At 66.9% G+C, this 23,184-nt stretch carries 21 protein-coding genes; 12 read left to right on the forward strand and 9 right to left on the reverse strand.

The window, feature by feature from the left end; translation table 11 throughout:
- Positions 1–9: 9 nt before the first annotated feature.
- From RJT68_RS14475 to RJT68_RS14490, 4 genes are all read right to left on the reverse strand, one after another.
- A complete protein-coding gene (locus RJT68_RS14475) occupies positions 10–1,131 on the reverse strand; it encodes a segregation/condensation protein A (RefSeq protein ID WP_407037262.1) in 1,122 nt (373 codons plus the stop codon).
- Positions 1,124–4,711, reverse strand: a complete 3,588-nt coding sequence (gene smc, locus RJT68_RS14480) for a chromosome segregation protein SMC (RefSeq protein ID WP_407037263.1) — start codon at positions 4,709–4,711, stop codon at positions 1,124–1,126. The genes RJT68_RS14475 and smc overlap by 8 nt, the downstream gene beginning before the upstream one ends.
- Positions 4,712–4,858: 147 nt before the next feature.
- Entirely contained in the window at positions 4,859–5,155 is a 297-nt protein-coding gene (locus RJT68_RS14485; RefSeq protein ID WP_407037264.1) for a DUF7518 family protein, read from the reverse strand.
- Positions 5,156–5,384: 229 nt separating this feature from the next.
- Positions 5,385–6,104, reverse strand: a complete 720-nt coding sequence (locus RJT68_RS14490; RefSeq protein ID WP_407037265.1) for a helix-turn-helix domain-containing protein — start codon at positions 6,102–6,104, stop codon at positions 5,385–5,387.
- A gap of 190 nt (positions 6,105–6,294) precedes the next feature.
- Here RJT68_RS14490 and RJT68_RS14495 point away from each other — a divergent pair, with 190 nt between their 5' ends.
- From RJT68_RS14495 to RJT68_RS14525, 7 genes are all read left to right on the forward strand, one after another.
- A complete protein-coding gene (locus RJT68_RS14495; protein WP_407037266.1) occupies positions 6,295–7,170 on the forward strand; it encodes an SDR family oxidoreductase in 876 nt (291 codons plus the stop codon).
- Between the two features lie 2 nt (positions 7,171–7,172).
- Positions 7,173–9,197, forward strand: a complete 2,025-nt coding sequence (locus RJT68_RS14500) for an AMP-binding protein (RefSeq protein WP_407037267.1) — start codon at positions 7,173–7,175, stop codon at positions 9,195–9,197.
- Between the two features lie 496 nt (positions 9,198–9,693).
- Positions 9,694–10,248, forward strand: coding sequence for a GMP synthase subunit A (locus tag RJT68_RS14505; protein WP_407037268.1), 555 nt, complete (start codon positions 9,694–9,696; stop codon positions 10,246–10,248).
- 208 nt (positions 10,249–10,456) lie between these two features.
- Positions 10,457–10,687: a hypothetical protein gene (locus RJT68_RS14510; protein WP_407037269.1), complete on the forward strand. Its 231-nt coding sequence runs from the start codon at positions 10,457–10,459 to the stop codon at positions 10,685–10,687.
- A 176-nt stretch (positions 10,688–10,863) separates the two neighbouring features.
- Positions 10,864–11,370 (forward strand): LutC/YkgG family protein, encoded by a 507-nt coding sequence (locus RJT68_RS14515; RefSeq protein ID WP_407037270.1) that lies wholly within the window; start codon positions 10,864–10,866, stop codon positions 11,368–11,370.
- Positions 11,371–11,376: 6 nt separating this feature from the next.
- Positions 11,377–13,659: an LUD domain-containing protein gene (locus RJT68_RS14520; RefSeq protein ID WP_407037271.1), complete on the forward strand. Its 2,283-nt coding sequence runs from the start codon at positions 11,377–11,379 to the stop codon at positions 13,657–13,659.
- 214 nt (positions 13,660–13,873) lie between these two features.
- Positions 13,874–14,785 carry an NmrA/HSCARG family protein gene (locus RJT68_RS14525; protein ID WP_407037272.1) on the forward strand — a complete coding sequence of 304 codons (912 nt, stop codon included), beginning with the start codon at positions 13,874–13,876 and terminating at the stop codon, positions 14,783–14,785.
- Between the two features lie 128 nt (positions 14,786–14,913).
- Here the strand turns inward: RJT68_RS14525 and RJT68_RS14530 are convergent, their stop codons facing one another.
- The 5 genes from RJT68_RS14530 to RJT68_RS14550 all read right to left on the reverse strand — a co-directional run bounded on the left by RJT68_RS14530 (position 14,914) and on the right by RJT68_RS14550 (position 17,570).
- Positions 14,914–15,069 (reverse strand): DUF7331 family protein, encoded by a 156-nt coding sequence (locus RJT68_RS14530; protein ID WP_407037273.1) that lies wholly within the window; start codon positions 15,067–15,069, stop codon positions 14,914–14,916.
- 110 nt (positions 15,070–15,179) lie between these two features.
- Positions 15,180–16,145 (reverse strand): alpha/beta fold hydrolase, encoded by a 966-nt coding sequence (locus RJT68_RS14535; protein WP_407037274.1) that lies wholly within the window; start codon positions 16,143–16,145, stop codon positions 15,180–15,182.
- Between the two features lies 1 nt (position 16,146).
- The gene (locus RJT68_RS14540; RefSeq protein ID WP_407037275.1) at positions 16,147–16,575 is read right to left on the reverse strand and encodes a hypothetical protein; all 429 of its coding nucleotides are present in this window, start codon (positions 16,573–16,575) and stop codon (positions 16,147–16,149) included.
- Positions 16,576–16,879: 304 nt separating this feature from the next.
- Positions 16,880–17,152: a DUF3194 domain-containing protein gene (locus RJT68_RS14545; RefSeq protein ID WP_407037276.1), complete on the reverse strand. Its 273-nt coding sequence runs from the start codon at positions 17,150–17,152 to the stop codon at positions 16,880–16,882.
- Between the two features lie 22 nt (positions 17,153–17,174).
- On the reverse strand, positions 17,175–17,570 hold the full coding sequence (locus tag RJT68_RS14550; protein WP_407037277.1) for a prefoldin subunit beta: 396 nt from the start codon (positions 17,568–17,570) through the stop codon (positions 17,175–17,177).
- A gap of 141 nt (positions 17,571–17,711) precedes the next feature.
- Between RJT68_RS14550 and RJT68_RS14555 the strand changes: the two genes are divergently transcribed.
- The 5 genes from RJT68_RS14555 (at position 17,712) to RJT68_RS14575 (ending at position 23,010) form a co-directional block, all read left to right on the forward strand.
- Positions 17,712–18,035, forward strand: coding sequence for a hypothetical protein (locus RJT68_RS14555; protein WP_407037278.1), 324 nt, complete (start codon positions 17,712–17,714; stop codon positions 18,033–18,035).
- Between the two features lie 60 nt (positions 18,036–18,095).
- Complete coding sequence (locus RJT68_RS14560) at positions 18,096–19,064, forward strand: ABC transporter ATP-binding protein (RefSeq protein ID WP_407037279.1); 969 nt, start codon at positions 18,096–18,098, stop codon at positions 19,062–19,064.
- Positions 19,057–19,848, forward strand: coding sequence for an ABC transporter permease subunit (locus tag RJT68_RS14565; RefSeq protein ID WP_407037280.1), 792 nt, complete (start codon positions 19,057–19,059; stop codon positions 19,846–19,848). Before RJT68_RS14560 ends, RJT68_RS14565 begins: the two co-directional genes overlap by 8 nt.
- Before the next feature lie 133 nt (positions 19,849–19,981).
- Entirely contained in the window at positions 19,982–21,637 is a 1,656-nt protein-coding gene (locus RJT68_RS14570; RefSeq protein ID WP_407037281.1) for an ABC transporter substrate-binding protein, read from the forward strand.
- Complete coding sequence (locus RJT68_RS14575; protein ID WP_407037282.1) at positions 21,634–23,010, forward strand: APC family permease; 1,377 nt, start codon at positions 21,634–21,636, stop codon at positions 23,008–23,010. The genes RJT68_RS14570 and RJT68_RS14575 overlap by 4 nt, the downstream gene beginning before the upstream one ends.
- Positions 23,011–23,184 lie beyond the last annotated feature (174 nt).

Genomic DNA, 23,184 nt, shown 5'->3' on the forward strand with positions numbered 1-23,184 from the left:
GATCGCCGATCAGTCGGCGATCGCTTCGGTCGTCTCCGTCTCGAGGGTCGGCCGCTGGATCCAGAGGTCGCCGAACAGTTCGTCCTGCTCCAGGACGATCCGGCCGCGGTGGGCCAGAAAGAGCAGCGCGAGGTAGGTCATCACGCGCGAGCCGCCGACCTCGTCGATCTCGGCGTACAGCACCTCGTCGCGGCCGGCTTCGTACTGCGTCTCGAGGGCGGCGTCGACGTCGTCGATGATCGCCTCGATGTCCTCCTCGTGGGTGGTGTGGGTGACGTCGTCGCTCGTCGGCTCGTCGTCGACGCGGAAGTCGTCGCCCGAGTGGTAGTGCAGTTCCTGCATCCCGCGGCCGTAACCGCTGGGCGAGTCGCTCGTGTCGTAGGTTCGGGACTCCTTCCACCAGCTGCCGCGCTCGGCGTCGCGAAGCTCGCGCACGAGTTCGTCGAGCGTCTCGGGCTTCCCGCGGGCGTGCTTGCGCTCGAGCCGGCGCTCCATCTCCGCCTCGAGGCTCTCGATGGGGTCGAAGCCGGGCGCCGGCCCGCCATCGCCGTCCATCGCCCCCTCGTCGGCGAAGGGGGCCTCCCACGGTGGCAGTTCGTCCTCCTCGGGCTCGTCGACGGCGAACAGTTCGTCGCTCTTCATTCGCAACAGGACGCTCGCGTAGAACAGGGCCCGGCCCGACGTCCGGAGGTCCGTCTCGTCGAGCGCCTCGAGGAACTTGTCCGTCACCGCGACGATGTCGATGTCCCAGGGATCGATCTCGCCGTCCTTGGCGAGCTGGACGAGGAGTTCGACGGGTTCGACGGCGTCGTCGTCTTCGGCCTCGTGCTCGCCCTCGCCGTCGACGTCGGATCCGGATTCGGGTTCGACCTCGCCCAGGGTTCCGACGTCGCCGCCGTCATCGTCCTCGCCGCCGTCACCGTCCTCGCCGCCGAACGCGAGCGTCGTCCCCGAGTCCGAGTCCCGATCCCGCGGGCGTTCACGCGACTCGTGTCCGACGATGTTCAGCGGAACGTCGTCGTCCGAATCGTCGCTCGCGCTCGAGTCCGGATCCGGCTCCGCGCCCCCGTTGGCGTTCGCGTTCTCGTCCGACGCCGGGGGACGGCTCCCCTCGGGGTCGTCCTCAGTCATCAGCCGGGACCTCCTCGCCGTCGCCGCCGCTCAGGTCGATGCCGGTGACGGCGCTGACGTTGTCCTGTTGCATCGTCACGCCGATGGCCCGCTCGGAGCGGTCGAGCATCGCCGACCGGTGGGAGACGACGACGAACTGGGCGTCGCCCGCGAGCTCGTCGACCATCTGGCCGACGCGCTCGGCGTTGACCGCGTCGAGGAATGCGTCCACCTCGTCGAGGGCGTAAAACGGCGCCGGGTTGTGCCGCTGGATGGCGAAGATGAACGCCAGCGCGGTCAGCGACTTCTCGCCGCCGGACATGGCGTCCAGGCGTTGGATGGGCTTGTCGCCCGGCTGGGCCTTCATCGTCAGCCCGCCCTCGAACGGGTCCTCCTCGTCCTCTAAGTGGAGCGAACCCGTCCCCTCCGAGAGCTTCTCGAAGATGTCGGTGAAGTGGGCGGCGATCGCGTCGTAGGACTCCATGAACGTCTTTTTCTTCTGGGTCTCGTACTGCTCGATCCGCTCGCGGATACCCGTCGCCTCCTCGACGAGGGTCTCCTTGCCCTCTTCGAGCCCGTCGAGTTCCTCGCGCACCTCGTCGTACTCGTCGATCGCGAGCATGTTCACCGGCTCCAGGGCCTCCATGTCGGCCTCGAGCAGCTCGATCATCTCGAGGACCGTCTCGTGGTCCGGGACCTCCTCGGGGTCGTAGTCGCCGACCTCCGCCTCGAGGGCCTCGAGCTCCCACTCGAGGTCGCCCGCGCGCTCGCGGTCGTTCTCGAGCTTCCCTTCGACGGCGTTAACCCGATCCTGCTGTTCGTCCCTTGCCTCGCGGGCCTCGGCGAGGTCGCCCTTCAGCTCGTCGCGCTCGCCTTTGAGCTCCGCCAGTTCCTCCTCGAGATCCTCGACGGCCTCGCGCTTCTCCTCGAGTTCCTCGCGCTTCTCCGTAATCGCGTCCTCGCACTGTTCGATCCGCTCTTCGTACTCCGCCTTGCGGTTCTGCGCGGCCTCGATGTCGTCGTGGAGGTCCTCGATCGCCTCCTCGGCGTACTGCTTCTCGAGGCCGAGTTCGTTCAACTCGGCGTCGATGTCGTCGATCCGGTCCTCGCGCTCGTCGATTTCGGCGGTTATCTCCTCGATCTTCGCCGTGAGTTCGGGGATCTTCGAGTCGGCGAGTTCGCGCTCGAGGTCGGCGATGTCGGCCTCGATCTCCCCGATCTCGCCCTGCTTGGTCTCGATCTCGCCCGAGATCTCGGTCATCCGCTCGTCGACGGACTCGCGCTCCTCCCGGAGCGTCTCGAGGTCGTCCTCGAGCGACTCGATCTCATCGCGGATGGCGGCCTTCCGGTCGTCGAGCTTCTCGATCTCGCTCTCGATCGAGCGGACCTCGTCGGCCGCGTCCGTCTGGCGGTCGCGGGCGTCGTCGAGGCGCTCCTCGACGCCGCGAAGCTCCTCGCGCACCTCGTTTCGCTCGTCCTGCAGCTCCGTGATCTGCTTCGCCACGCGCTCGAGTTGGCCCTTGCCGCTGGCCGAGAACGAGTAGCGAGAGCCCTTGCGCGAGCCGCCGGTCATCGCGCCGGTCTTCTCGACGAGGTCGCCGTCGAGGGTGACCATGCGGTAGTCGCCCATGTAGGCGCGGGCGGTCTCGAGGTCCTCGACGACGAGCGTGTCGCCGAAGACGTACGAGAAGATCCCCGCGTACTGCTGGTCGAAGTCGACCAGGTCGTAGGCGAAGCCGACGACCCCCGGATCGGACGGGGCGTTCGGGAGTCCGCGCCGTTGCATCTTCGTGATCGGCAGGAACGTCGCCCGGCCGGCGTTGCGCGATTTGAGGTACTCGATGCACTGCTGGCCGACGACGTCGTCGTCGACGACCACGTTCGCGAGTCGTCCGCCGGCGGCCGTCTCGCAGGCGACCGCGTACTCGCCGGAGACGCTGCCAAGCTGGGCGACGGCGCCGTGGACGCCCTCCATGCCGGAGTTCAGGATCGTCGTCACCGCGCGGCCGAACGAGGAGTCGCCGCTCTCGCCGGCGTTCGCCTCGAGTTCGGCGTACTCCTGCTGTTTCGCCTGCAGCTCGTCGTCGAGGTCGTCGAGGTCGCCCTGCAGTCGGCGCTTCTCGGCTTTCAGGTCGTCGACGACGCCCTCGATGTTCTGCCGATTGAGCCGGGCCTTCTCGAGTTCGCGCTCGAGATCGGAGCGCTGGCTCTCGAGTTCGGGCAGCTCCGCCTCCTTCTCCTCGATCGTCGCTTCCTTCTCGGTGATCGCGTTCGAGCGCCGGCGGGCCTCGTCGAGCAGGCGGTCCTGCTCGCGTTGGAGGTCGTTCTTCTCCGTCTTCGCCTCCTCCAGGACCTCCTTCCGGTCTGCGAGGTCGGCTTTCAGCTCGTCGTACTCGGTGTCGACCTCGTCGATCTCCTGCTGGACCGCTTCGCGTTCGCCCTCGAGGTCCTGGATCTCGGCCTTGATCGAGGCCTTCTCGAGCTTGTGTTCGCGCATCTCGCCCGTGAGCTCGTCGACCCGCTCCTGCTTGCGGTCGATCTGGACGAACGCCTCGCGGCGCTTCGACTCGGCCTCCTCGATCTGCTCCTCGCTCGCCTCGATGCGGTCCTCGAGCCGGGAGATGTCGCCTTTGACCTCCTCGATCTCGCTTTTGATGCGCAGCTGCTCGTCCTCGCCCTTGCGCTCGATCTCGGCGTTGAGATCCTCGAGGTCCTCCTGCAGGCGGACGACCGTCCCCTGGCGCTCGTCGAGTTCACGCTGCAGTTCCTCGAGTTCCTCCTCGTGGCGCTCGATGCGCGAGCGGACCCCCTCGAGTTCCTCGCGTTTCTCCTCGAGTTCGCTCGCCTTCCGGTAGCCCTCGTACTCCTCCTTCTCGCGGCGGAGCCGGCGGTACCGCATGGCGGTCCGGCGCTCGTCCTCGAGCTGGGCGAGTCGGTCGCGCTTCTCCTCGATGCGGAGCTCGGCCTCGTCGATGCGCTCCTCGACGACCTCGAGTTCCTCGAAGGCGTCCTCCTTCTTGGCGTCGAACTCGGCCACGCCGGCGATCTCGTCGATGATCTTGCGCCGGTCGTGGGGCGTCATGTTGATGATCTCGGTGACGTCGCCCTGCATGACGACGTTGTAGCCCTCGGGGGTGACGCCGGCCTGGGCGAGCAGGTCCTGGATGTCCGAGAGGTTGACCGAGCGGTCGTTGAGGTAGTAGTAGGAGTAGTAGTTGTCCTCGGTCTCCTTGATGCGCCGGCGGATGCGCACCTCCTCGCCGTCGCCGACGTCGTCGCTCCCCGCGGCGTTGGCGATCTGGGAGCGCTCGAGCGTCCCGTCGGAGTTGTCGAGGACGACCTCGACGATGGCCTCGCGGGTGCCGCCGGCGCCGGCTCCGCCTTCGCCGTCGTGGCCGGGATTGTAGATGAGATCCGTCAGCTTCTCGGCCCGGATTCCGCGCGTTCGGGCGAGCCCGAGCGCGAAGAGGACGGCGTCGATGATGTTCGACTTGCCGGAGCCGTTGGGGCCGGTGACGACGGTGAAGTCCTCGTAGAAGGGGATCCTCGTCTTCCGACCGAAGCTCTTGAAGTTGTCCAGGACGAGCGCTTTGATGTACATCGTTGGTTCCGGACCTCCGTTTACCGACGGCGGTGCGGCGGGTGGCCGCCGGCCGTCGGGGTCGCAGATAGTCGGGTGCCGGTCGGGGGAGACGAGATCGGTCGACCGGCGACCGTCCGAAATCGCGCCGTTCGGCGCGGGTAGCCCTTACGCGACAATGATATCGTCGCTACCTGAGTCTTCCGCTTCGTCGCCGACCGAGCCCTCCTCGGCGTCGATTTCGGCCTCGGCGGCCGCGGCCTCGACGTCGTCCGGGTCCGCCTCGGCGTCCGCCTCGCGCTCGCGGCGGCGCTCTGGAACCCGCGTCGGCGTCTCCTTGTCGAGTTCGGCCTCGAGGATTCGGATGCGCTCTTTCGCCTCGACGAGTTCGTCGGTCAGTCCTTCGATCGTCGACTCGAGTTCCGCGACCGTCGATTCCAGCTTCTCGACGCGATTTTTCGACATACCATCTAGCGGTCTGTCCTGCTACATAAACGTACGTCAGACAAGTATATTTGTTCTGTTAATTCGCGCGAGCGCCTATAGGGCGGGAGAATTACCGCACCCGTATTCGTCGTCCGATTACGGTAGAAAGCCCAATTTCCTCACGGCTGACGATCGGTACGGACCTCGTGGAGACGTGTAAACGAGACCGGAGTGAAGAAGGTCCGGCCCAGCGATGCAAGGAACGACCTCACCGCGACGTCGACTCCCCCTCGAGTCCCTCGAGCGCCGACTCCGCCGCCCCGAGGAGCTTCCGCTCGCAGCGTCGCAGGTTCATCGAGACGGCCGTCTTCGAGACGTCGAAGCGCTCGGCGAGGTCCTCGAGCGTCGCGCCGCGGGGCGTCTCGTAGTAGCCGAGTTCGGAGGCGACCTCGAACGTTCGCCGCTCGGTCTCGGTGAGTGAGCGACAGCCGTCGAGCACGGCCATCGCGCTGTCGGCGTTCTCGAGCAGGTCGAACAGCGCCGTCGCGCCGAGGCGGTCGCGGTTCTCGACTTTGAAGTCGTTGTGGCGCTCGAGTTCGGCGAGCGTGACGTCCTCGGCCTCGTCGTCGTCGAAACCGACGTGCCACCGCTCGCGACCGTCCTCGATCCGGAACGGCCCGGTGATGTAGCCCCCGTTGCGCTGGATCGAACGCATGGCGTCTGTCTCCTCGATGACGGTGCCGATGGTGGCGACGTTGTCGAGCTTCGAGAGGATGTAGCAGTCGTTCATGTTGGGATGCGCCCGCAGCACCCGGAGCCCCTCCTCGAGTTTGTTCGACGTGTCCGCCTTCACGAGCAGGCGCGTCTCGAGTTGCTCGGCGTCGGTGTCCAGCTGCCACTGGACGGCCGAGAAGACGACGTCGACGTCGTCGGTGGTGTCGATGAAGGGGCAGTCGTACTGCCGCATATCGAGGTCGAGGTCGATCATTACCGACCGATAGCTCGCCGCGCAGCGTGTTAACCCTTATCATTAACAATAGTAATAGGTCGATTGCATTTCCGGCGAGTCGAAACCGGTGGGCGCCAGGGGTATCGGGGGTCAATCGGGACCCAGCGCCGGCGTTGAAATGTTAACGACCGCGTTTTAGCACGAGACCGACCAAGGTCTACCGAACGCGATGTCTCAGTCAGATTCCGAATCCGATTCCGAAGTCTCTCCGCCGTCGGTTACGCGCGAAACGATCCACACCATCGACGACGACTCGTTCACCGCGGAGAACGTCTGTCTCGTCACCGGCGCAGGCTCCGGCATCGGCCGGGCGCTGGCGCTCGCGGCCGCCGAAAACGGCCTCACCGTCGCCGCGACCGATATCGACGAGGACGGCCTCGAGGACACCGTCGACCGGGGCGAAGAGATCGGCGTCTCCGGCCCGATCGAGACGATCCCGGGCGACCTGACGAACGACGACGACCTCGAGCGGATCGTCGAGCAGTCGGCCGACCTGGGGAACGTCAAGTACCTCGCGAACATCGCCGGGATGCAACACATCGACTCCATCGAGGAGTTCCCGATGGAGACGTACGACACGATGCACGCCATCATGCTCCGGGCGCCGCTCTACCTCTCGAAGCTGTGTATTCCCCACTTCCGCGAGACCGAGGACGGCCGGGGCTGCGTCGGCAATATGGGCTCGGTCCACGGCCACTACGTCACGAGCGACAAGGTGGCGTACAACGTCTCGAAGTTCGGCCTCCGGGGACTCACCCAGTCGATCGCCGCCGAGGGCGACGGCGAGATCCGCTCGTTCTCGGTCAGCACGGGCTACGTGAAGACGCCGCTGGTGACGAATCAACTCGAGGACACCGCCGAGCAGCGCGGCATCTCCGTCGACGAGGTGATCCAGGACGTGATGCTCGGTCAATCGAGGGTGAAGGAGATGATGGAACCGGTAGACGTCGCCAACCTCTTCCTGCTCGGCTTCTCCGATCTGGGCCGACACCTCGACGGCGGCGACCTCCTGTTTGATGGTGGTATGACCCTAACCTACGAGTGACCATGTCAGGGGAACCCAGTCTCGAGGACGTCGACGAGATCGTCCACGAACCCGACAGGGAGTTCGTCGAGTCCACGAACGTCCACGCGTTCATGGAGGCGTACGGCATCGACGACTACGACGAGTTGATCGAGCGGACGACCGCCGAGGTCGAGGGCGTCGAAGAGTCCGGCCTCGAGTGGTTCTGGGACGAGATGGTCGACTACCTCGATATCGAGTACTACGAGGAGTACGACGAGGTACGGGACGATACCGACGGACCGCAATTTACGGATTGGTATCCGGGCGGCGAACTCAACGTCGCGCACAACGTCGTCGACCGCCACGCCGCCCGGGACGAGGAGACGCGCAACAAAGTCGCCACCATCTGGGAGGGCGAGGACGGCGAGGTGCGGGAGGTCACGTATCTGGAACTCCGCCGGAAATCGAATCAGGTGGCGAACGCGCTCGAGGAGCGGGGGATCGAGACGGGCGATACGGTGGGCCTGTACATGCCGATGGTTCCGGAGGTCGTCTCGATCCTCTACGGCTGTTTCAAGGTGGGCGCGATCGCCGTCCCGATCTTCTCCGGCTTCGGCGTCGACGCCGCCGCGACGCGGATCGAGGATGCCGAGTGCTCGGTGCTGTTCACGGGCGACGGCTTCTACCGCCGCGGGAACCCCATCTTCCTCAAGTCGGCCGCAGACGAGGCGATCGAGCAGGCCGGCCACGTCGAGCACACGATCGTGTTCGACCGACTCGGCTCGAGCGAACGGAAGAGCGAGCACGAGATTCCGTGGAACGACGAGCGCGACGAGTGGTGGATCGACGCCGTCGAGACGCAGGGCGACGAGTACGAGACGAAGTCGCTCGCGTCGAATCGGGAGTCGATGCTCCTGTACTCCTCGGGCACCACGGGGATGCCGAAGGGGATCGTCCACACCCACGCCGGCGTCCAGGTGCAGGTCGCGAAGGAGGTCTTCTTCGGGATGGACCTCAAACCCGCGGACCGCTTCTTCTGGGTCTCGGACATCGGCTGGATGATGGGGCCGTGGACGCTCATCGGCGTCCACACCTTCGGCGGGACGGTCTTCATGTACGAGGGCGCGCCCGACTACCCCGATCCGGACCGCTTCTGGTCGATGATCGACCGCCACGAACTCACCCAGTTCGGGATCTCGCCCACCGCGATCCGGGCGCTCCGGAAGCACGGAGACGACTGGCTCTCCGGCCACGACCTCTCCTCGCTCCGCATCCTCGGCTCGACGGGCGAGCCGTGGGACCCCGAGTCGTGGCGCTGGTTCTACGACAACGTCGGCGGCGGGGAGTGCCCGATCATCAACATCTCCGGCGGGACCGAAATCTGTGGCTGTTTCCTGATGCCGATGCCGACCGAACCCCTCAAGCCCTGCACGCTCGGCGGTCCCGGCCTCGGCATGGACATCGACATCGTCGACAGTAGCGGCGAGTCCGTGAAGGAGGAGCACCAGCGGGGCTTCCTCGTCGCGAGGGACTCCTGCCCCTCGATGACGAAGTCGCTCTGGAGCGGCGACGAGCGCTACCTGAACGAGTACTGGTCGACGTTCGAGGATCCGCCGATGTGGAACCACGGCGACTGGGCCCAGAAGGACGAGGACGGCTTCTGGTTCCTCCACGGTCGCGCCGACGACGCGCTCAACGTCGCCGGGCGGAAGGTCGGCCCCGCGGAGGTCGAGGGCGCGCTGATCGACCACGGGGCGGTCAACCAGGCAGCCGCCGTCGGCGTCCCCGACGAGACCACCGGCACCGCGGTCGTCGCCTACGTCGTCCTCGAGGACGACGTCGAGGAGTCGGAGGACCTCCGCGAGGAACTGCGCGACCAGGTCGGCGAGGAACTCGGCAAACCGTTCCGCCCCCGCGAGGTCCTCTTCGTCGACGAACTCCCCAAGACCCAGTCGGGCAAGATCATCCGCCGCGCGGTCGAGGCCACCTACACCGGCGAGGACCTCGGCGACATGAGCAGCATCGAGAACCCGGGTGCGCTCGAGGAACTCGAGAACGCCCGATAAACTGCTGTCACACTTCTTGAACAGGGCTGCAACTCGAGCAGGCCGCAGTTTTGGTCTGGATTGAGAGGCCCAGCGACGACCGATTTTACCCGACCACGTGGCGCGCGCTGACGAAGTGCCCGAACGAACGTGAGGGCGCTTCGTCCACATCGCGCGAGGGACGAGTGAGCGAGTAGAACGAGCGAACGAGTCGGTTGGGGAGGGTGAGGCGTCGGGTGGGAATGAAAGGGGCCGGCCGGATCGGGGCCGCTAGTGGCCGATAGCACCGCAGTGACCGAAGGGAACGAGGCGCGCACGCCGCCAGCGGCCCCGATCAGGTCGGGGGCTTTCACCGTAGTGTTCGCGATCGTCACGTCTCGTCGGAGAGGACACCGACCGATAGCGGTCGAGACTCCGCGCGGACCGATTGACTCGTCTCGTTAGCGTAGAACTATCCGATAAACGCCTAGCGAACGTTCCGGACCGTTTTTATCGGAACCGCGACTAGACACCCGCAATGACGAGAATCGTCGTGGTTGACAACCACGGGCAGTTCACCCACTTAGAGCGTCGAGCCCTTCGCGACCTCGGCGTCGACACGGAGTTAATCGACAACGAGACGCCCCCGGAGGAGGTCGAAGCCGACGGCGTCGTCCTCTCGGGCGGTCCGGACATGGACCGCATCGGCCGCTCGGCGGCGTACCTCGAGGCGGACGTCCCCGTCCTCGGCATCTGCCTCGGCATGCAACTGATCGCGGAGGAACTGGGCGGTCGCGTCGGGAGCGGCGAGTACGGCGGCTACGCCGACGTGACGATCGAGATCGTCGACGAGGACGACCCGCTGACGGGATCGCTCCACCCCGAAACCCGGGTGTGGGCGAGCCACGCCGACGAGGTGAAAGAGCTCCCCGAGGGCTTTTCGCTCACCGCCAGGAGCGACGTCTGCGACGTCGAGGCGATGGCCGACACCGAGCGGGACATCTACGGCGTCCAGTGGCACCCCGAAGTCGCCCACACCGAAGAGGGCGAGGAGATCTTCGAGAACTTCCTCGAGATCTGTGAGGAGGCCTGAATCGGCGGGCCAGCACTGGACCGTATCACCGCTTTAACGCCCGTCGGTAATCGATCCGTTCGGATCGACCCCGTTCAGTCCGGTCGCGTCGGTCTCACTGAGCGATCGATGCTCGGTGTTGTAATCGCTGAGTACCCGTCGAAGGGAGACCACTGACGAGCGAGTATCACCAACAAACACAGTACTCTGTGAATGCATAGTATCCTGTATGCCCACAGTCACCGTCAGCGTCGACGACGACCTCAAAGACCGGATGGAGAAGCACCCGGAGATCAACTGGAGCGAGGTGACTCGACAGGCGATCCGCGAGAAGGTCAAGAAACTCGAACTGATGGACGAACTCACCGCGGACAGTGAACTCACGGCCGAGGACGTAGACGAACTCGCCGAGCGAATCAACGAGAGTGCGCGTGACCGCCTCGACGACGAACCGACGTAAGTCTGGCAGGTGAAACTCGTCGTCGACGCGAACGTCATCATCTCTGCGCTCATCGCGAATTCGAAATCGACTCGTTCGAAGCGGTCCGACCGTCGGGGTGGATCTTCGAGGAACCGCACGCACGCTACCTTCCGACGACGCAAACGGTATTGGGCCCCCACCCGTTGTGCTTCGTGATGGCAACCACCACAGCCACACGGTTCGAACGGGCGCTCGAGGACCTGGGCGTCACGGTCGAGTACGCGACGGCGGAAGAAGCCACAGAACGGATCGCCGAGGCCGTCGAGGAGCCGGCGGCCGGCGTCCCGCTGCCCTTCGAGGGCGTCTCGCTGCCCGACGACCTCGAGACGGACCTCTCGAGGGTGCCGCTCGAGTCGCTGCGAACGGGCGTCACGCCGGCCCGATTCGCGATCGCCGAGTACGGGTCGCTCGCGATCGAGTCGACGCCGGACGGGGACGAACCGGTCAGCCTCTACCCGGACCGACACGTCGCGGTGGTCGCCGAGAGCGACGTGCTGCCCGACCTCGCGTCGGCGTTCGACCGCCTCGAGGCGTGGTTCGCCGGGGGCCGAGATAGCGTCGTCTTCGCGACCGGGGTCTCGGCGACGGCGGACATGGGCGAACTGGTCGACGGGGTCCACGGCCCCCACGATGTGCACGTGATCGTCGTGGAGGATCGGTGATCCGCCGTGTCGAGCGACGTACCACCCGACGCCGGGGCGGCCGGGGAGCGACCGCGGAATCGGAACCGCGAGGAGAAGCGGGCGCACCTCCGTCACCTCCTCCAGACCGAGGGGCCGGCGATGTACGCCCGGACGAGCGTCGTCAACCACCGGCGGTACATGGCCCTCGACAACCTCGAGGACGCGGACGACGTCCGTTCCGTCGCCAGGGCGATCAAGGAGGACGCGATCGATCGGCTGCCGGAACTGATCGAGACGGTTCGAGAATCGGTCGAGGACAACGGCGGCTCCGTCTACCTCGCGGAGGACGCGGCGGACGCGAATCGGTACGTCAACGAGGTCGTCGCCGAGCGAGACGGCGAGACGGTCGTCAAGAGCAAGTCGATGACGACCGAGGAGATCGACCTCAACGACGCCCTCGAGGCGGAGGGCGTCGACGTCTACGAGACGGACCTGGGCGAGTGGGTGATCCAGGTCGCGGAGGAGAGCCCCTCCCACATCGTCGGTCCGGCGATGCACCGGACCACCGACGAGATCGCGGAGTTGTTCAACGGGCGGTTCGACCCCGACGAACCCCTCGAGACCGCCGAGGAGTTGACGAACTTCGCCCGCGACTACGTGGGCGAGCGGATCCGCGAGGCGGACGTGGGGGTCACCGGCGCGAACTTCGTGCTCGCCGACAGCGGCACGGTCGTCCTCGTGACGAACGAGGGGAACGCCCGTAAGTGCGCCGTCACGCCGGATACCCACGTCGCAATCGCGGGCGTCGAGAAGCTGATCCCGACGATCACGGACCTCGAGCCGTTCGTCGAGTTGCTCTCGAAGAGCGCGACCGGCCAGCCGATGTCCCAGTACCTGACGATGCTCTCGCCGCCGACCGACTCGCCGACGCTCGAGTTCGGCGACGCGGGGGACGGTGACGGGTCCGCTCCCGACGGCGAACGGGAACGCGAGTTCCACCTCGTCCTCCTCGACAACGGCCGGACGGAGATGCGCGAGGACGACCAGCTCCGGGAGACGCTCTACTGCGTCCGTTGCGGGGCCTGCTCGAACGTCTGCGCGAACTTCCAGCAGCTTGGCGGCCACGGTTTCGGCGGCGAGACCTACTCGGGCGGGATCGCCACCGGCTGGGAGGCCGGCGTCCACGGCTACGACAGCGCGGCGGAGTTCAACGACCTCTGCACGGGCTGTACGCGCTGCGTCGACGCCTGCCCCGTCAAGATCGACATCCCGTGGATCAACACCGTCGTCCGGGATCGGATCAACCGCACCGGCGAGACCGACCCGTACGACTTCCTCGTCGACGGGCTCACGCCCGACGCCGAACCCGACGGGAGCGGGATCGACCTCCAGAAGCGCTTCTTCGGGAACTTCGAGACCGTCGCCCGCCTCGCCAGCGCGACCGCGCCGGTGTCGAACCGGCTGGTCGAGACGGGTCCCGTGCGGTCGCTCCTCGAGCGCACCCTCGGCATCGATCGGCGCCGCGACCTGCCATCGTTCCGACGGGAGACGCTGGTGGACTGGTTCGAATCGCGCGGCGGCTCCCGGGTCGACCCCGGCACCGCCGACCGCGAGGTGATCCTCTACCCCGACGTCTACACGAACTACGTCGACCCCGAGCGCGGGAAGGCCGCCGTTCGCGTCCTCGAATCGCTGAACGTCGCGGTTCGCGTCCCGTCCCTTCCGGAGAGCGGCCGCGCACCCCTCTCGCAGGGCATGATCGCCACGGCCGACGAGCGCGCCAGCCGCCTCTACGCCGCGCTCGCCGAGGACCTCGACGCGGGGTACGACGTGGTCGTGATCGAGCCGAGCGACCTCGCGCTGTTCCACCGCGAGTACGAGCGACTCCTCCCCAGACCGTCGTACGAGCGGCTCCGCGACGCGAGCTACGAGGTCTGTCAGTACGTGCTGGAACTGCTCGAGGAACGCGGGGACGACGCGGGCGCGGACTCGACGGCGGACGTCTTCGGCGGCCGCGACGGCTCGGTCGCCTACCACTCCCACTGCCAGCAGCGGACGCTCGACCTCGAGTCGCCGACGGTCGGCCTCCTCGAGCGCGCCGGCTACGACGTCCGGACGTCGTCGGTCGAGTGCTGCGGTATGGCCGGTTCGTTCGGCTACAAGCGCGAGTACTACGACGTGAGCGTCGCCGCGGGCGAGCCGCTCGCCAAGCAGTTCGACGGCGCGGAGACGGTCGTCGCCTCCGGCACCTCCTGCGGGGACCAGCTCGAGGACCTCCTCGAGCGGTCGGTCCCCCACCCGATCGAACTGCTCGATCCGGCGGCCTGATCGACCCGAACGGTTTTCCCCGGCTCGAACGCCGGCCGATAACACCGGCGTAAGCTGGTATCACTGTTGTCGCCAAACGGACATATAGGTTCGAAACCGAACCTGGTAGTGTGATGCTACTGATCGCGGCGCGACGTTCGACCGGACCCGCACCGACGACCGAATCGACCCTCGAGTACCCCGCGGGAGCCGTGACCGCGGAGGTGAGTCGCGCATGAGCGACGGACGCAGCGTGCTCGTCACCGGCGCGACGGGGAATCAGGGCGGCGCGGTGGTCGACCACCTGCTCGCCTCCGACGCGGACTTCGACGTCCGCGGGCTGACGCGGGACGCCTCGAGCGACGCAGCACGGGAACTCGAGGGGCGCGGCGCGACGATGGTCGAGGGCGACCTGAACGACCCCGACAGCCTCCGGGGGCCCGTCGGAGACGCGGACGCCGTGTTCGCGGTGACCAACTTCTGGACCGCCGGCTACGAGACGCAAGTCGAGCAGGGGCAGACCCTCGCCGACGTCGCCGCCGAGGAGGGCGTCGACCAGTTCGTCTTCAGCGGCGTCGGCAGCCACGAGCGCGATACCGGCGTCCCCCACTTCGACTCCGCCTGGGAGATCGATCGCCACGCGCAGGACCTGGACCTCCCCCTGACCGTGCTCCAGCCGGTCTTCTTCTTCCAGAACTTCGAGGCGTTCGCCGAGGACGTCGTCGAGGAGGGGCGAATCGCCCTGCCGCTCGAGGAGGGCGTTTCGCTGCAGATGATCGACACCGACGACGTCGGCCGGGCCGCGGCGATCGCCTTCGAGCGCCCCGACGAGTTCGTCGGCGAGCGGATCGAACTCGCGGGCGACGAGAAGACGCTCGCCGAAACCGCCGAGGTCCTCTCGGACGTGACGGGCCGGGACGTCGAACCGGTCCACGTCGCCGTCGAGGACGCCTACGACACCTTCGGCGAGGAGTTCACCGTCATGTGCGAGTGGTTCAACGAGGTCGGCTACGACGCCGATATCGGGGCGCTCGAGGACCGGTTCGGCTTCGAGTTCGCAGACCTCGAGACCTACCTCCGCGAGCACGGCTGGGAGGACAAGGAGGGCATGGCCGCGGTCCCCGGGTGGGTCAAGGCCATGCAGTGAGCGGCGGCGACCCGGGTTCCGCTCTTTCACCCTCGATTCCCTCGTTCGCGCACCCGTCGATCCGCCAATAGAGTATCGCGAAGGGAGTGCCACGGGGAGTACCGCGAAACGGCCGACGACCGGCCCGATCAGGTCTGCCAGCCGATCGAGACGGTCGTGTCCGATTCGATCCAGGCGTCCTCGTTCTCGGTGTCGTAGATCCGCACGATTCCGTCGTCGTTCCGTCGTTCGGCGTATCGTCCGCGGTCGTCGTTCTCGGTCCGCATGGAGGTTGTCGGTTGCAAACTGTTCACACATGGCATAAGTCTTTCGTACCCGACCGTCCGGTGGCGGTGAATCGACCGACATCGGCGAATCGACCGGCGCCTCCGGGGCGAAAAAGCAGGGCGGGCGACTATTCGGCCGGCTTCTCTCGGGTCGGTCCCGGCGGGTGGTGTTCGATGCCGACGTCCTCGGGCGTGATGACGTCGGGGAGCGACTCCTCGCGGTCGCCCGTGATGTCGCCGAGGATTTCCTTGACGTACGCGTTGAACAGTTCGGGGTGTTCGCTCATCGGGAAGTGGCCGATCTCGGCCATTTCGACGGCGACCGCCCCGTCGCCGATCCCACCGGCGGTCTGGCGGCCGTCGTCGGGCGTCGTCAGGTAGTCGTACTCGCCGTTGACGATGTACAGCGGGCACTCGTCGGCGTTCACCTGATCCAGCTTGTCGCGGTAGTCGTGGTCGACCGAGTAGTAGTAGAGGTCGCCCTTGAACACGCCGTTGGCTCCCTGCTCGTAGAGGTACATCGTCTCCCTGCGGGCCGGTTCCGGGCTCTGGGGAGCCATCAGGCCCCAGCAGGCGTAGGCGTTGACCTCCGTCGTGTTCACGTGGGGGTGATCGAGCCAGTCGATGTAGAAGCCCGGGCTGTGCGCGCCGCACTCGAGGCCGATCAGCGCCCGGAACCGATCGGGGTACCAGTCGGCCAGCTCGAGGGTGATGTTCCCGCCCATGCTCGAGCCCATGTAGATCGGATCCTCGAGGTCGAGCGCGTCCGCGAGGCTCACGAGCGTCTCGGTGAACTTCTTCGCCGTCATGGTGTAATCCTCGGTCCACCACTCCCGACTGGTCGGCGGCACCGACTTGCCGTGGAAGGGCAGGTCGTGGGCGATGACGCGGAACTCCTCGGTGAGCTCCTCGTCGGTCAGCAGGTGGCGCCACTCCTGGCAGTTGTTCCCGGCGGTGTGCTGGCAGAGCAGCGGGATGCCGTCTTCCGGACCGTTCTCCTCGTAGTAGATCCGGTGGGTGACGCCCTCGATCTCGACGTGGACGTACTTGCCCGTGATCGGCTCGACGTCGCCGGCCTGGTAGGACTCGGGCATCTCAGCTCCCCCCGTCGTTGTGGGCCACGCGCATCAACTCGAGCGTCCGCTGGAACGGTCGCAGGTTCTGGAAGATCACCTCGTTGTCGCCCGTCAACTTGAGGTGGCCCTCCTCGTTGCGGACGGCGCTCCGGTAGTGGGAGGCGATGATCTCGTGGTTGAACGCCGGCGGCACCTCCCGGACGAACTCCTCCCAGGCCTCGCGGTCGCCCTCGACGCCGAACTGCCACCGGTGGTTCATCGTCGGATTCGGGACGAGGTCGGCGATCTCGCCGCCGTCCATCTCGACGAGGACGCGCTCGTCGCCGATCTGGACGTAGAAGTTCGCGTCGAACCTGTCGTGGCCGCGAACCTTCATCTCCGGGTCGGAGTTGACCGTTTCCTTGTACGTCTCCCACCACTCGTGGGTGGCGAATTCCGTTTCGTTCATCGGACACGGAGCCGTTCACCGACGCCGGGAAAATAGCTCACACAATGGGATGCGAACGGTTTCCGGTTGGACTAACCGTCCCCCGGCCTGCAGAGAGTCGACGCGGGACAGCGTCGGGTGACGACGCTCGAGGGACGATGTCGAGGGATGCCACTCAGCGGACGGCGCTCGAGGGACGACGGTCGGGGAGAGACATTCTGGTGACGACGGTCGAAGAAGACGCGCAAAAGGCGACTCCCCCACTCGAGGGTCGAGGATGAACGGATCGTCGCCGTCGAAGAAGAGTCGGTCGACGGCGTCGACGTCACTCCCCGAAGAGGTCGTCGACGGCCGCTCGAGCGGCGAGCGCCGCGTCGTCGGCGACGCGCTCGGGACCGGGATCCGACTCGTCGCGCTGGCTCCCGGGGACGTTGAGGTAGACGTCGACCTCGAGGACGCCCTCCTCGAAGGTGACGGTGACGTCGTAGTCGCGCACCGCCGACTGCTTGTACCGCGAGAAGATCACGTCCTCCGCGGCGTCGGAGGCGGCCTGGACGACGGTCTCGTCGTCCGGCTCGGTCGTCGAATTCGTCGACATGGGTTCTGAGAACGGACCCCCTTCAGGCGCCGCCCGCGCCGGGACCGCCGGGGCCGGCCGGGCCGCCCATCGCGCCGCCGCCGAGCAGGTCCTCGAGTTCCCCCTGGAGGCGCTCGAACTGCTGCTGGACGCGCTCTTCCTGCTTCTCGAGCGTCTCGAGGCGGATCTCGAGCGAGTCGACCTTGTCCTCGAGGTCGTCTTCGGCCTCGTCGTAGTCGGTTTCGACGAGGAGTTCGCCGACCTGCCGGTACATCGTGGTGTCGTCGTCGACCTCGTCGAGCTCCTCGAGGGCGTGTTCGGCCTCGTTCAGGCTCGATTCGGTCTCCTGTTTCTGGACGGCGACCGTCTGCGCCGTCTCCTGGAGCCCCTGGAGCTCCTCGATCTTCTCCTGTGCTTCAGGCGGCAGGTTTCCTTGCATACTCCCAACGTGGCTCCCCGCACTGATAAAGCCCAGCTTTTCGACCTGTTTCCCGGGAGCGTCTCCCCGTCGCGTCCGGGAGTTCGGACCTCGTTCGAGCATCGGCGAACTTATTCGTTCGCCCGACCCACGTTCGACGAAATGGTCGAGTACCACCTGATCAGCGGGGCCGTCTGGGTGGGCTGCGGACTGCTCATCCTCGGGCTCGCCTCGTTGATCGCCTTCCGCGGCCGGGTCGACCTCCACGCGAACTACGACGAGTCGGTCGACCCCTCCTACGCCGCGCGGTGGGCCGGCGGCACGGCGCTGCTCATGGGGCTGCTCGTCGTCGCCTACGGGGTCCGGGAGGCGCTGTACGGTTTCGACGTCACCTACCTGGGTGGGCTCGTCGGCTCCCTGCTGGTTCTGAGCTACCTCTCGAAGCTGTTCGCCGGCGGCTGGCCCCGAAACCCGCAGGACGCGTAAACGGCGGGAACCGTATCGGCGGACAAAGATGCTATCAGGTTAGCGAACCAAGGGCTTGCCATGCCTGCCGTCGAGGTCGCCGAGCTGACGAAGGAGTACGGGGACGTCCGCGGGGTCGACTCGTTGTCGTTCGCCGTCGAGGAGGGCGAAACCTTCGGCTTTCTGGGACCGAACGGCGCCGGAAAGACGACCGCGATCCGAACGCTGCTCGGTCTCATCGCGCCCACGTCGGGCACCGCGACGGTGCTCGGCGCCGACGTCCGCGACGAGGGGGCGCTGCTCGAGGCCAAGCGACGGATCGGCTACCTCCCCGCCGACCTCGGATTCAACGAGGAGGTGACCGGCGAGACGGTCCTCGAGTACCACGCCTCGATCAAGGGCGACGAGCGACTCCAGGACCTCCTCGAGGTGTTCACGCCGCCGCTCGAGCGGCCGATCCGAGAGTACTCCTCGGGGAACGAGCAGATGCTCGGCATCGTGCAGGCGTTCATGCACGACCCGGACCTCGTCATCATGGACGAGCCGACCTCGGGGCTCGACCCGCTGAAACAGGAGCTGTTCCACGAGTTCGTCCGCGGCGAGCGCGACCGCGGGACGACGGTCTTCTTCTCTTCGCACGTCCTGAGCGAGGTACGGCGGGTCTGCGACCGCGTCGGGATCCTCCGAAACGGCCGGCTCGTCGCCCTCGAGGACGTCGAGTCGCTGCTCGAGCGGGGTGGGAAGCGCGTCCAGCTTCGAACCGCCGACGACGTCGGCGAGGTGCGGGCGGAGCTCGATACCCTCGAGGGCGTCCACGACGTCGCCGCCGTCGGCGACGAGTTACACTTCACCTACGTCGGCGAGTACAACGCCCTGATCGGTCACCTGGCCGAGCACGACGTGGTCGACGTGACGATCAGCGAGCCGCCGCTCGAGGACGTGTTCATGCACTTCTACGGGAGCGAGTCGGAGCCGGAATCCGAATCCGTCGCGACCGCCGCGAACGGAGACGGATCCGAGCGCGCCGAGGAGGTGGACGCCGATGTTTGAGACGACCCGGTACGAGGTGCGTCGGCGCCGCCGCGGCACCGTCGCGTTCGTCGCGGGGATCAGCGTCGTCGCTGCCTTCTTCATCGCGCTCTTCCCGGCGTTCGATACGGCAGACGCCGACCTCGACGAACTGATTCAGGCGTACCCGCCGGCGGTTCGCGACGCGATGGGGATCGAGACGATCTCGACGATCGAGGGGTTCCTCGCGGTCGAACTCTACAACTTCGTCTGGCTGCTCCTGCTCGGGCTCTACTTCGCCTACGGCGCCGCGGGACTGATCGCGTCGGACGTCGAGCGCGACCGGATGGATCTCCTGCTGTCGTTCCCGGTCTCTCGAGCGCGCCTGCTCGCGGAGAAGGTGGCCTCGCTGCTGGTGCCGATCCTCGCGCTCAACGTCGTCGTCGGCGTCGTGGTCTACGCTACCGTCGTCGCCGTCGGCGAGTCGATCGACCCGGCGAGCGTCGTCGCGGTTCACGCCCTCTCGATCCCGTACCTGCTCGCCTGCGCGGGGATCGGGCTGGTGCTCTCCGTGCTCGTTTCTCGGGCCGATATCGCCAAGCGGGCCGCCATCGCGATCGTGTTCGTTCTCTACCTGCTCGATTCGATCGCCGCCAGCACCGACGGCTTCGAGTGGCTCCGATACCTGAGTCCGACGAACTATTACGATCCGACCGAGATCCTCGTCCACGAGACGTACGCGTACGCCGACGCCGGGATCCTGCTCGTCGCGTTCCTCGTCCTCGTGGTCGTCGCGCAGGTGCTGTTTCGGCGCCGGGACATCTGATCGCCGCAGCCTCCGCGCGGAGGGACGACCGAGTTCGACGGCGATTCGGTCACCCGACGGTGACGAAGTACGCCGTCACTAGCAGGCCGACCGCCCAACGGTTCGCCGGCGGTAGTGGTACGACGAGTTCTCGATGCGACGAGATAGCGGCGACGATCCGGCTGCCCCACCGGCCGACGTCGAAGACCGGTGGCGCGCGGAGGTCGGCTCGAGCGACGGCGGTCGGACGACGCGGCGCGACCTGCTCGCGGGCCTCGGCGGCGCGACGACGACGCTGGTGGCCGGCTGTTCGACGACGCTCGGGACGGGCCCCGACCCGACGTTCCGGGTCGGAACCCTCCGGCCGCCGGTCACGCTCGATCCGATCGAGGCCGAATCGGTCGGCTCCGAACAGGCCGTCGAGCGCGTCTTCGAGGGGCTCTACGCGTACGGCGAGGGTACCGACGTCGTCCCCGCCATCGCCGATGGCGAACCGCAGTACGGGGACGACCGCCGAGAGGTCGTGGTCGAACTCGACGACCGGGCGCGGTTCCAGAACGGCCGGGACGTGGTCGCCGAGGACGTGGTTTACTCCTTCGAAGCGCCGGTCGAGGAGGACGCGCCGACGGCGTGGCACGCCGAGCCGTTCGACTCGGTGGAGGCCGTCGACGAACGGACCGTCCGGTTCGAGCTCTCGGAGCCGTACCCGGCGCTCGAGCACGCCCTGACCCAGCCGATCGTCCCCAAGCAGGAGCGGGAGGACGACAGGGAGGCGTTCGCGACGGATCCGATCGGCGCCGGGCCGTACGAGGTCGCGTCGTTCAGCGAGGAGAAGAAGGCAACGCTGCGCCGCTGGGAGGACTACTGGGACGAGCCGACCCCCGAAATCGGGCTGGTCACGATGGCCCACATCGAGTTCCCGATAACGCAGCTGACGAGCCTCCGGACGAACCGCAACGACGCGATCGAGCCGGTCTCGCCCCTGATCGTCGATCACGTCGGAGGCGTCGCGAACGCGACCGTCGACCGTCGCGAGGGGTTCACGTGGTTGTACTTCGGGTTCAACCTGAACGAGGGACCGACCACCGACTCGCGGGTTCGAGAGGCGATCAGCTACTGCATCGACCTCGAGAAGGCGGTCTCCGAGTTCGTCGAACCGATGGGGGAGCGCCAGTACGGTCCGCTTCCGCCGCGGGTGGCCGAGGAGTGGGGGATGCCGACCGACGAGTGGTCCGACCTCGCCAACGAGAAGAACCCCGAACGCGCCCGGCGCCTGTTCCGCGAGGCCGGCGAGGCGAACGGCCAGCTCCGAATCCTGACGACGAGGGATCCGGTACACAAGGAGTTCGGCGAGGCGCTGGCCGGCGGCCTCCGGGACGCCGATCACGGCGCCCTGGTGATCTCGAAGCCCGAGACGTCGTACCTCGAGTGGTACGTTTCCGGCTCCGAGCGCGACTACTCGGTGTTCGTCGGCGAGGCCTCGGGAACCCCGGACCCCGACTCCCACCTCTACCCGACGTTCCACGAGAACGCCGAGGGGGTGACCAACGGTACGTTCTACCGCGAAGACGCGGTCATGGAGCGGCTCTCGGCCGCTCGAGAAACGCGCGAGCGCGAGCGTCGACGTCAGCTCTACGAGGAGGCGATCGCGCGGCTGCTCGAAGACCGCGTCTGCCTACCGATCGGCACGTACGCGAACAGCTTCGCCGTGGATCGGGGGGTCTCGAACTTCCGCGTCCACCCGATCTCGCAGGTCAATCCGCGGCTCGCGTGGGGGAACGAGGTCGTAACCGTGGGTGATGCCTCGTGAGCGACGACGGAAACGGTGGGGGTGGCGGTGGAAACGGCACCGATGGGAACGGCGACGACGGAAACGAAGACGGCCAGTTCGGCGTCGGGACGGCCGTCGCGCTCGGCGTCGGCGGCATCGTCGGCGGGGGGATCTACGCCGCGATCGGCATCGTCGTCGCCGCCGCCGGCATTTTGACCTGGTTCGCGTACGCGCTGGCGACGGTCGTCGTCTTCTGCTGCGCCTACTCGTACATCAAGCTCAACGACGCGACCGAGAGCAGCGGCGGCTCGGTCTCGTACATCGAGGAACTCACCGACAGGTCGACGGTGGCCGGCGTCGTCGGCTGGACGCTCGTCGTGGGGTACGTCGGGACGATGGCGATGTACGCGTACGCGTTCGGCATGTACGGACAGATGATGATCGGCATCGAGTACGTCTTCGGGCTCCCCGTACGACAGTTCCTCTCGATCGGCCTCGTCGCCGCCTTCGTGGGGCTGAATCTCCTCGGTGCCGGCGCGTCGGCGGCGGTCGAACGGTACCTGGTGATCGTGCAAGCGGGAATCATCGCCGCGTTCGGTATGATCGGGTTCTGGTACGGCGCGGCGAACTACCAGCTCGACCTCGGCTTCTCCCAGTTCGGCTTCAATCCCCTCCTCGCGGCCTCCGTCAGCTTCGTCTCCTTCGAGGGGGGGCAACTGCTGTTTTACGATCAGGATCAGTTCGACGATCCCGACGAGACGCTCGCGAAGGGCGTGTACATCTCGATCCCGATCGCTGCGGCGATTTACATCCTCGTCGGCTTCGTGATCACGACGCTCCTGCCCGAGGAGGTGATCGCCGCCCAGCCCGAGCCGGCGCTGCTCTACGGCTCGCTGCTCATCTCGAAGTGGCTCGCGCTCGCCGTCGGGATCGCGGGCCTCATCTCGACGGCCAGCGCCCTCAACTCCACGCTGTTCAGCGAGGCGCTGTTCGCGAAGAACCTGATCAGCGACGGCATCCTCCCCGACAATATGGGCGATCCCGAGGCCGACGCCGCCCCCGGCCGGACCGTCCTCGTCATCGGCACCCTGACGGCCGCCTTCACCGCTTTCGGGAGCCTCGAGGCGGTCGTCGAGTTCGCCTCGCTGGCGTTCATCGTCGTCTTCGGCTCGATGAGCGCGCTCGCGCTGACGGTGCGCGACGAGGTCGACCTCAACCCGCTGCCGCCGCTGCTCGGAGCGATCGGCTCGGCCGCGTTCTTCGTGATGCTAACGTGGTACCTCTACTCCCAGCTGCCGGCGGTCTTCTGGCTGGTCGTCGCCATCGCGGCGGTCGTCTTCGCGGTCGAGGGGATGTACTTCAAGCGCCAGACCCTCTCGGAGGGGATACGAACCATCGAGAAGCGCATCTGAGCGCTCGAGACCGCCCGGAAACGCTCTCGAAATCACCCCGAGGCCGTCTCGAGGACGAACCGACATCATCGTCGTCGACGACCGCCCTCACCGACCGGATCTCGCGGTTGCGACGGGTCGTTCGGTCCGGTGCATCTGGTCCAGTCACGACGACTCGAGTTCGGCAACGGTCCA

The organism is Halovalidus salilacus (assembly GCF_031852275.1).
In the GTDB taxonomy this organism is placed as follows: Archaea; Halobacteriota; Halobacteria; order Halobacteriales; family Natrialbaceae; genus Halovalidus; species Halovalidus salilacus.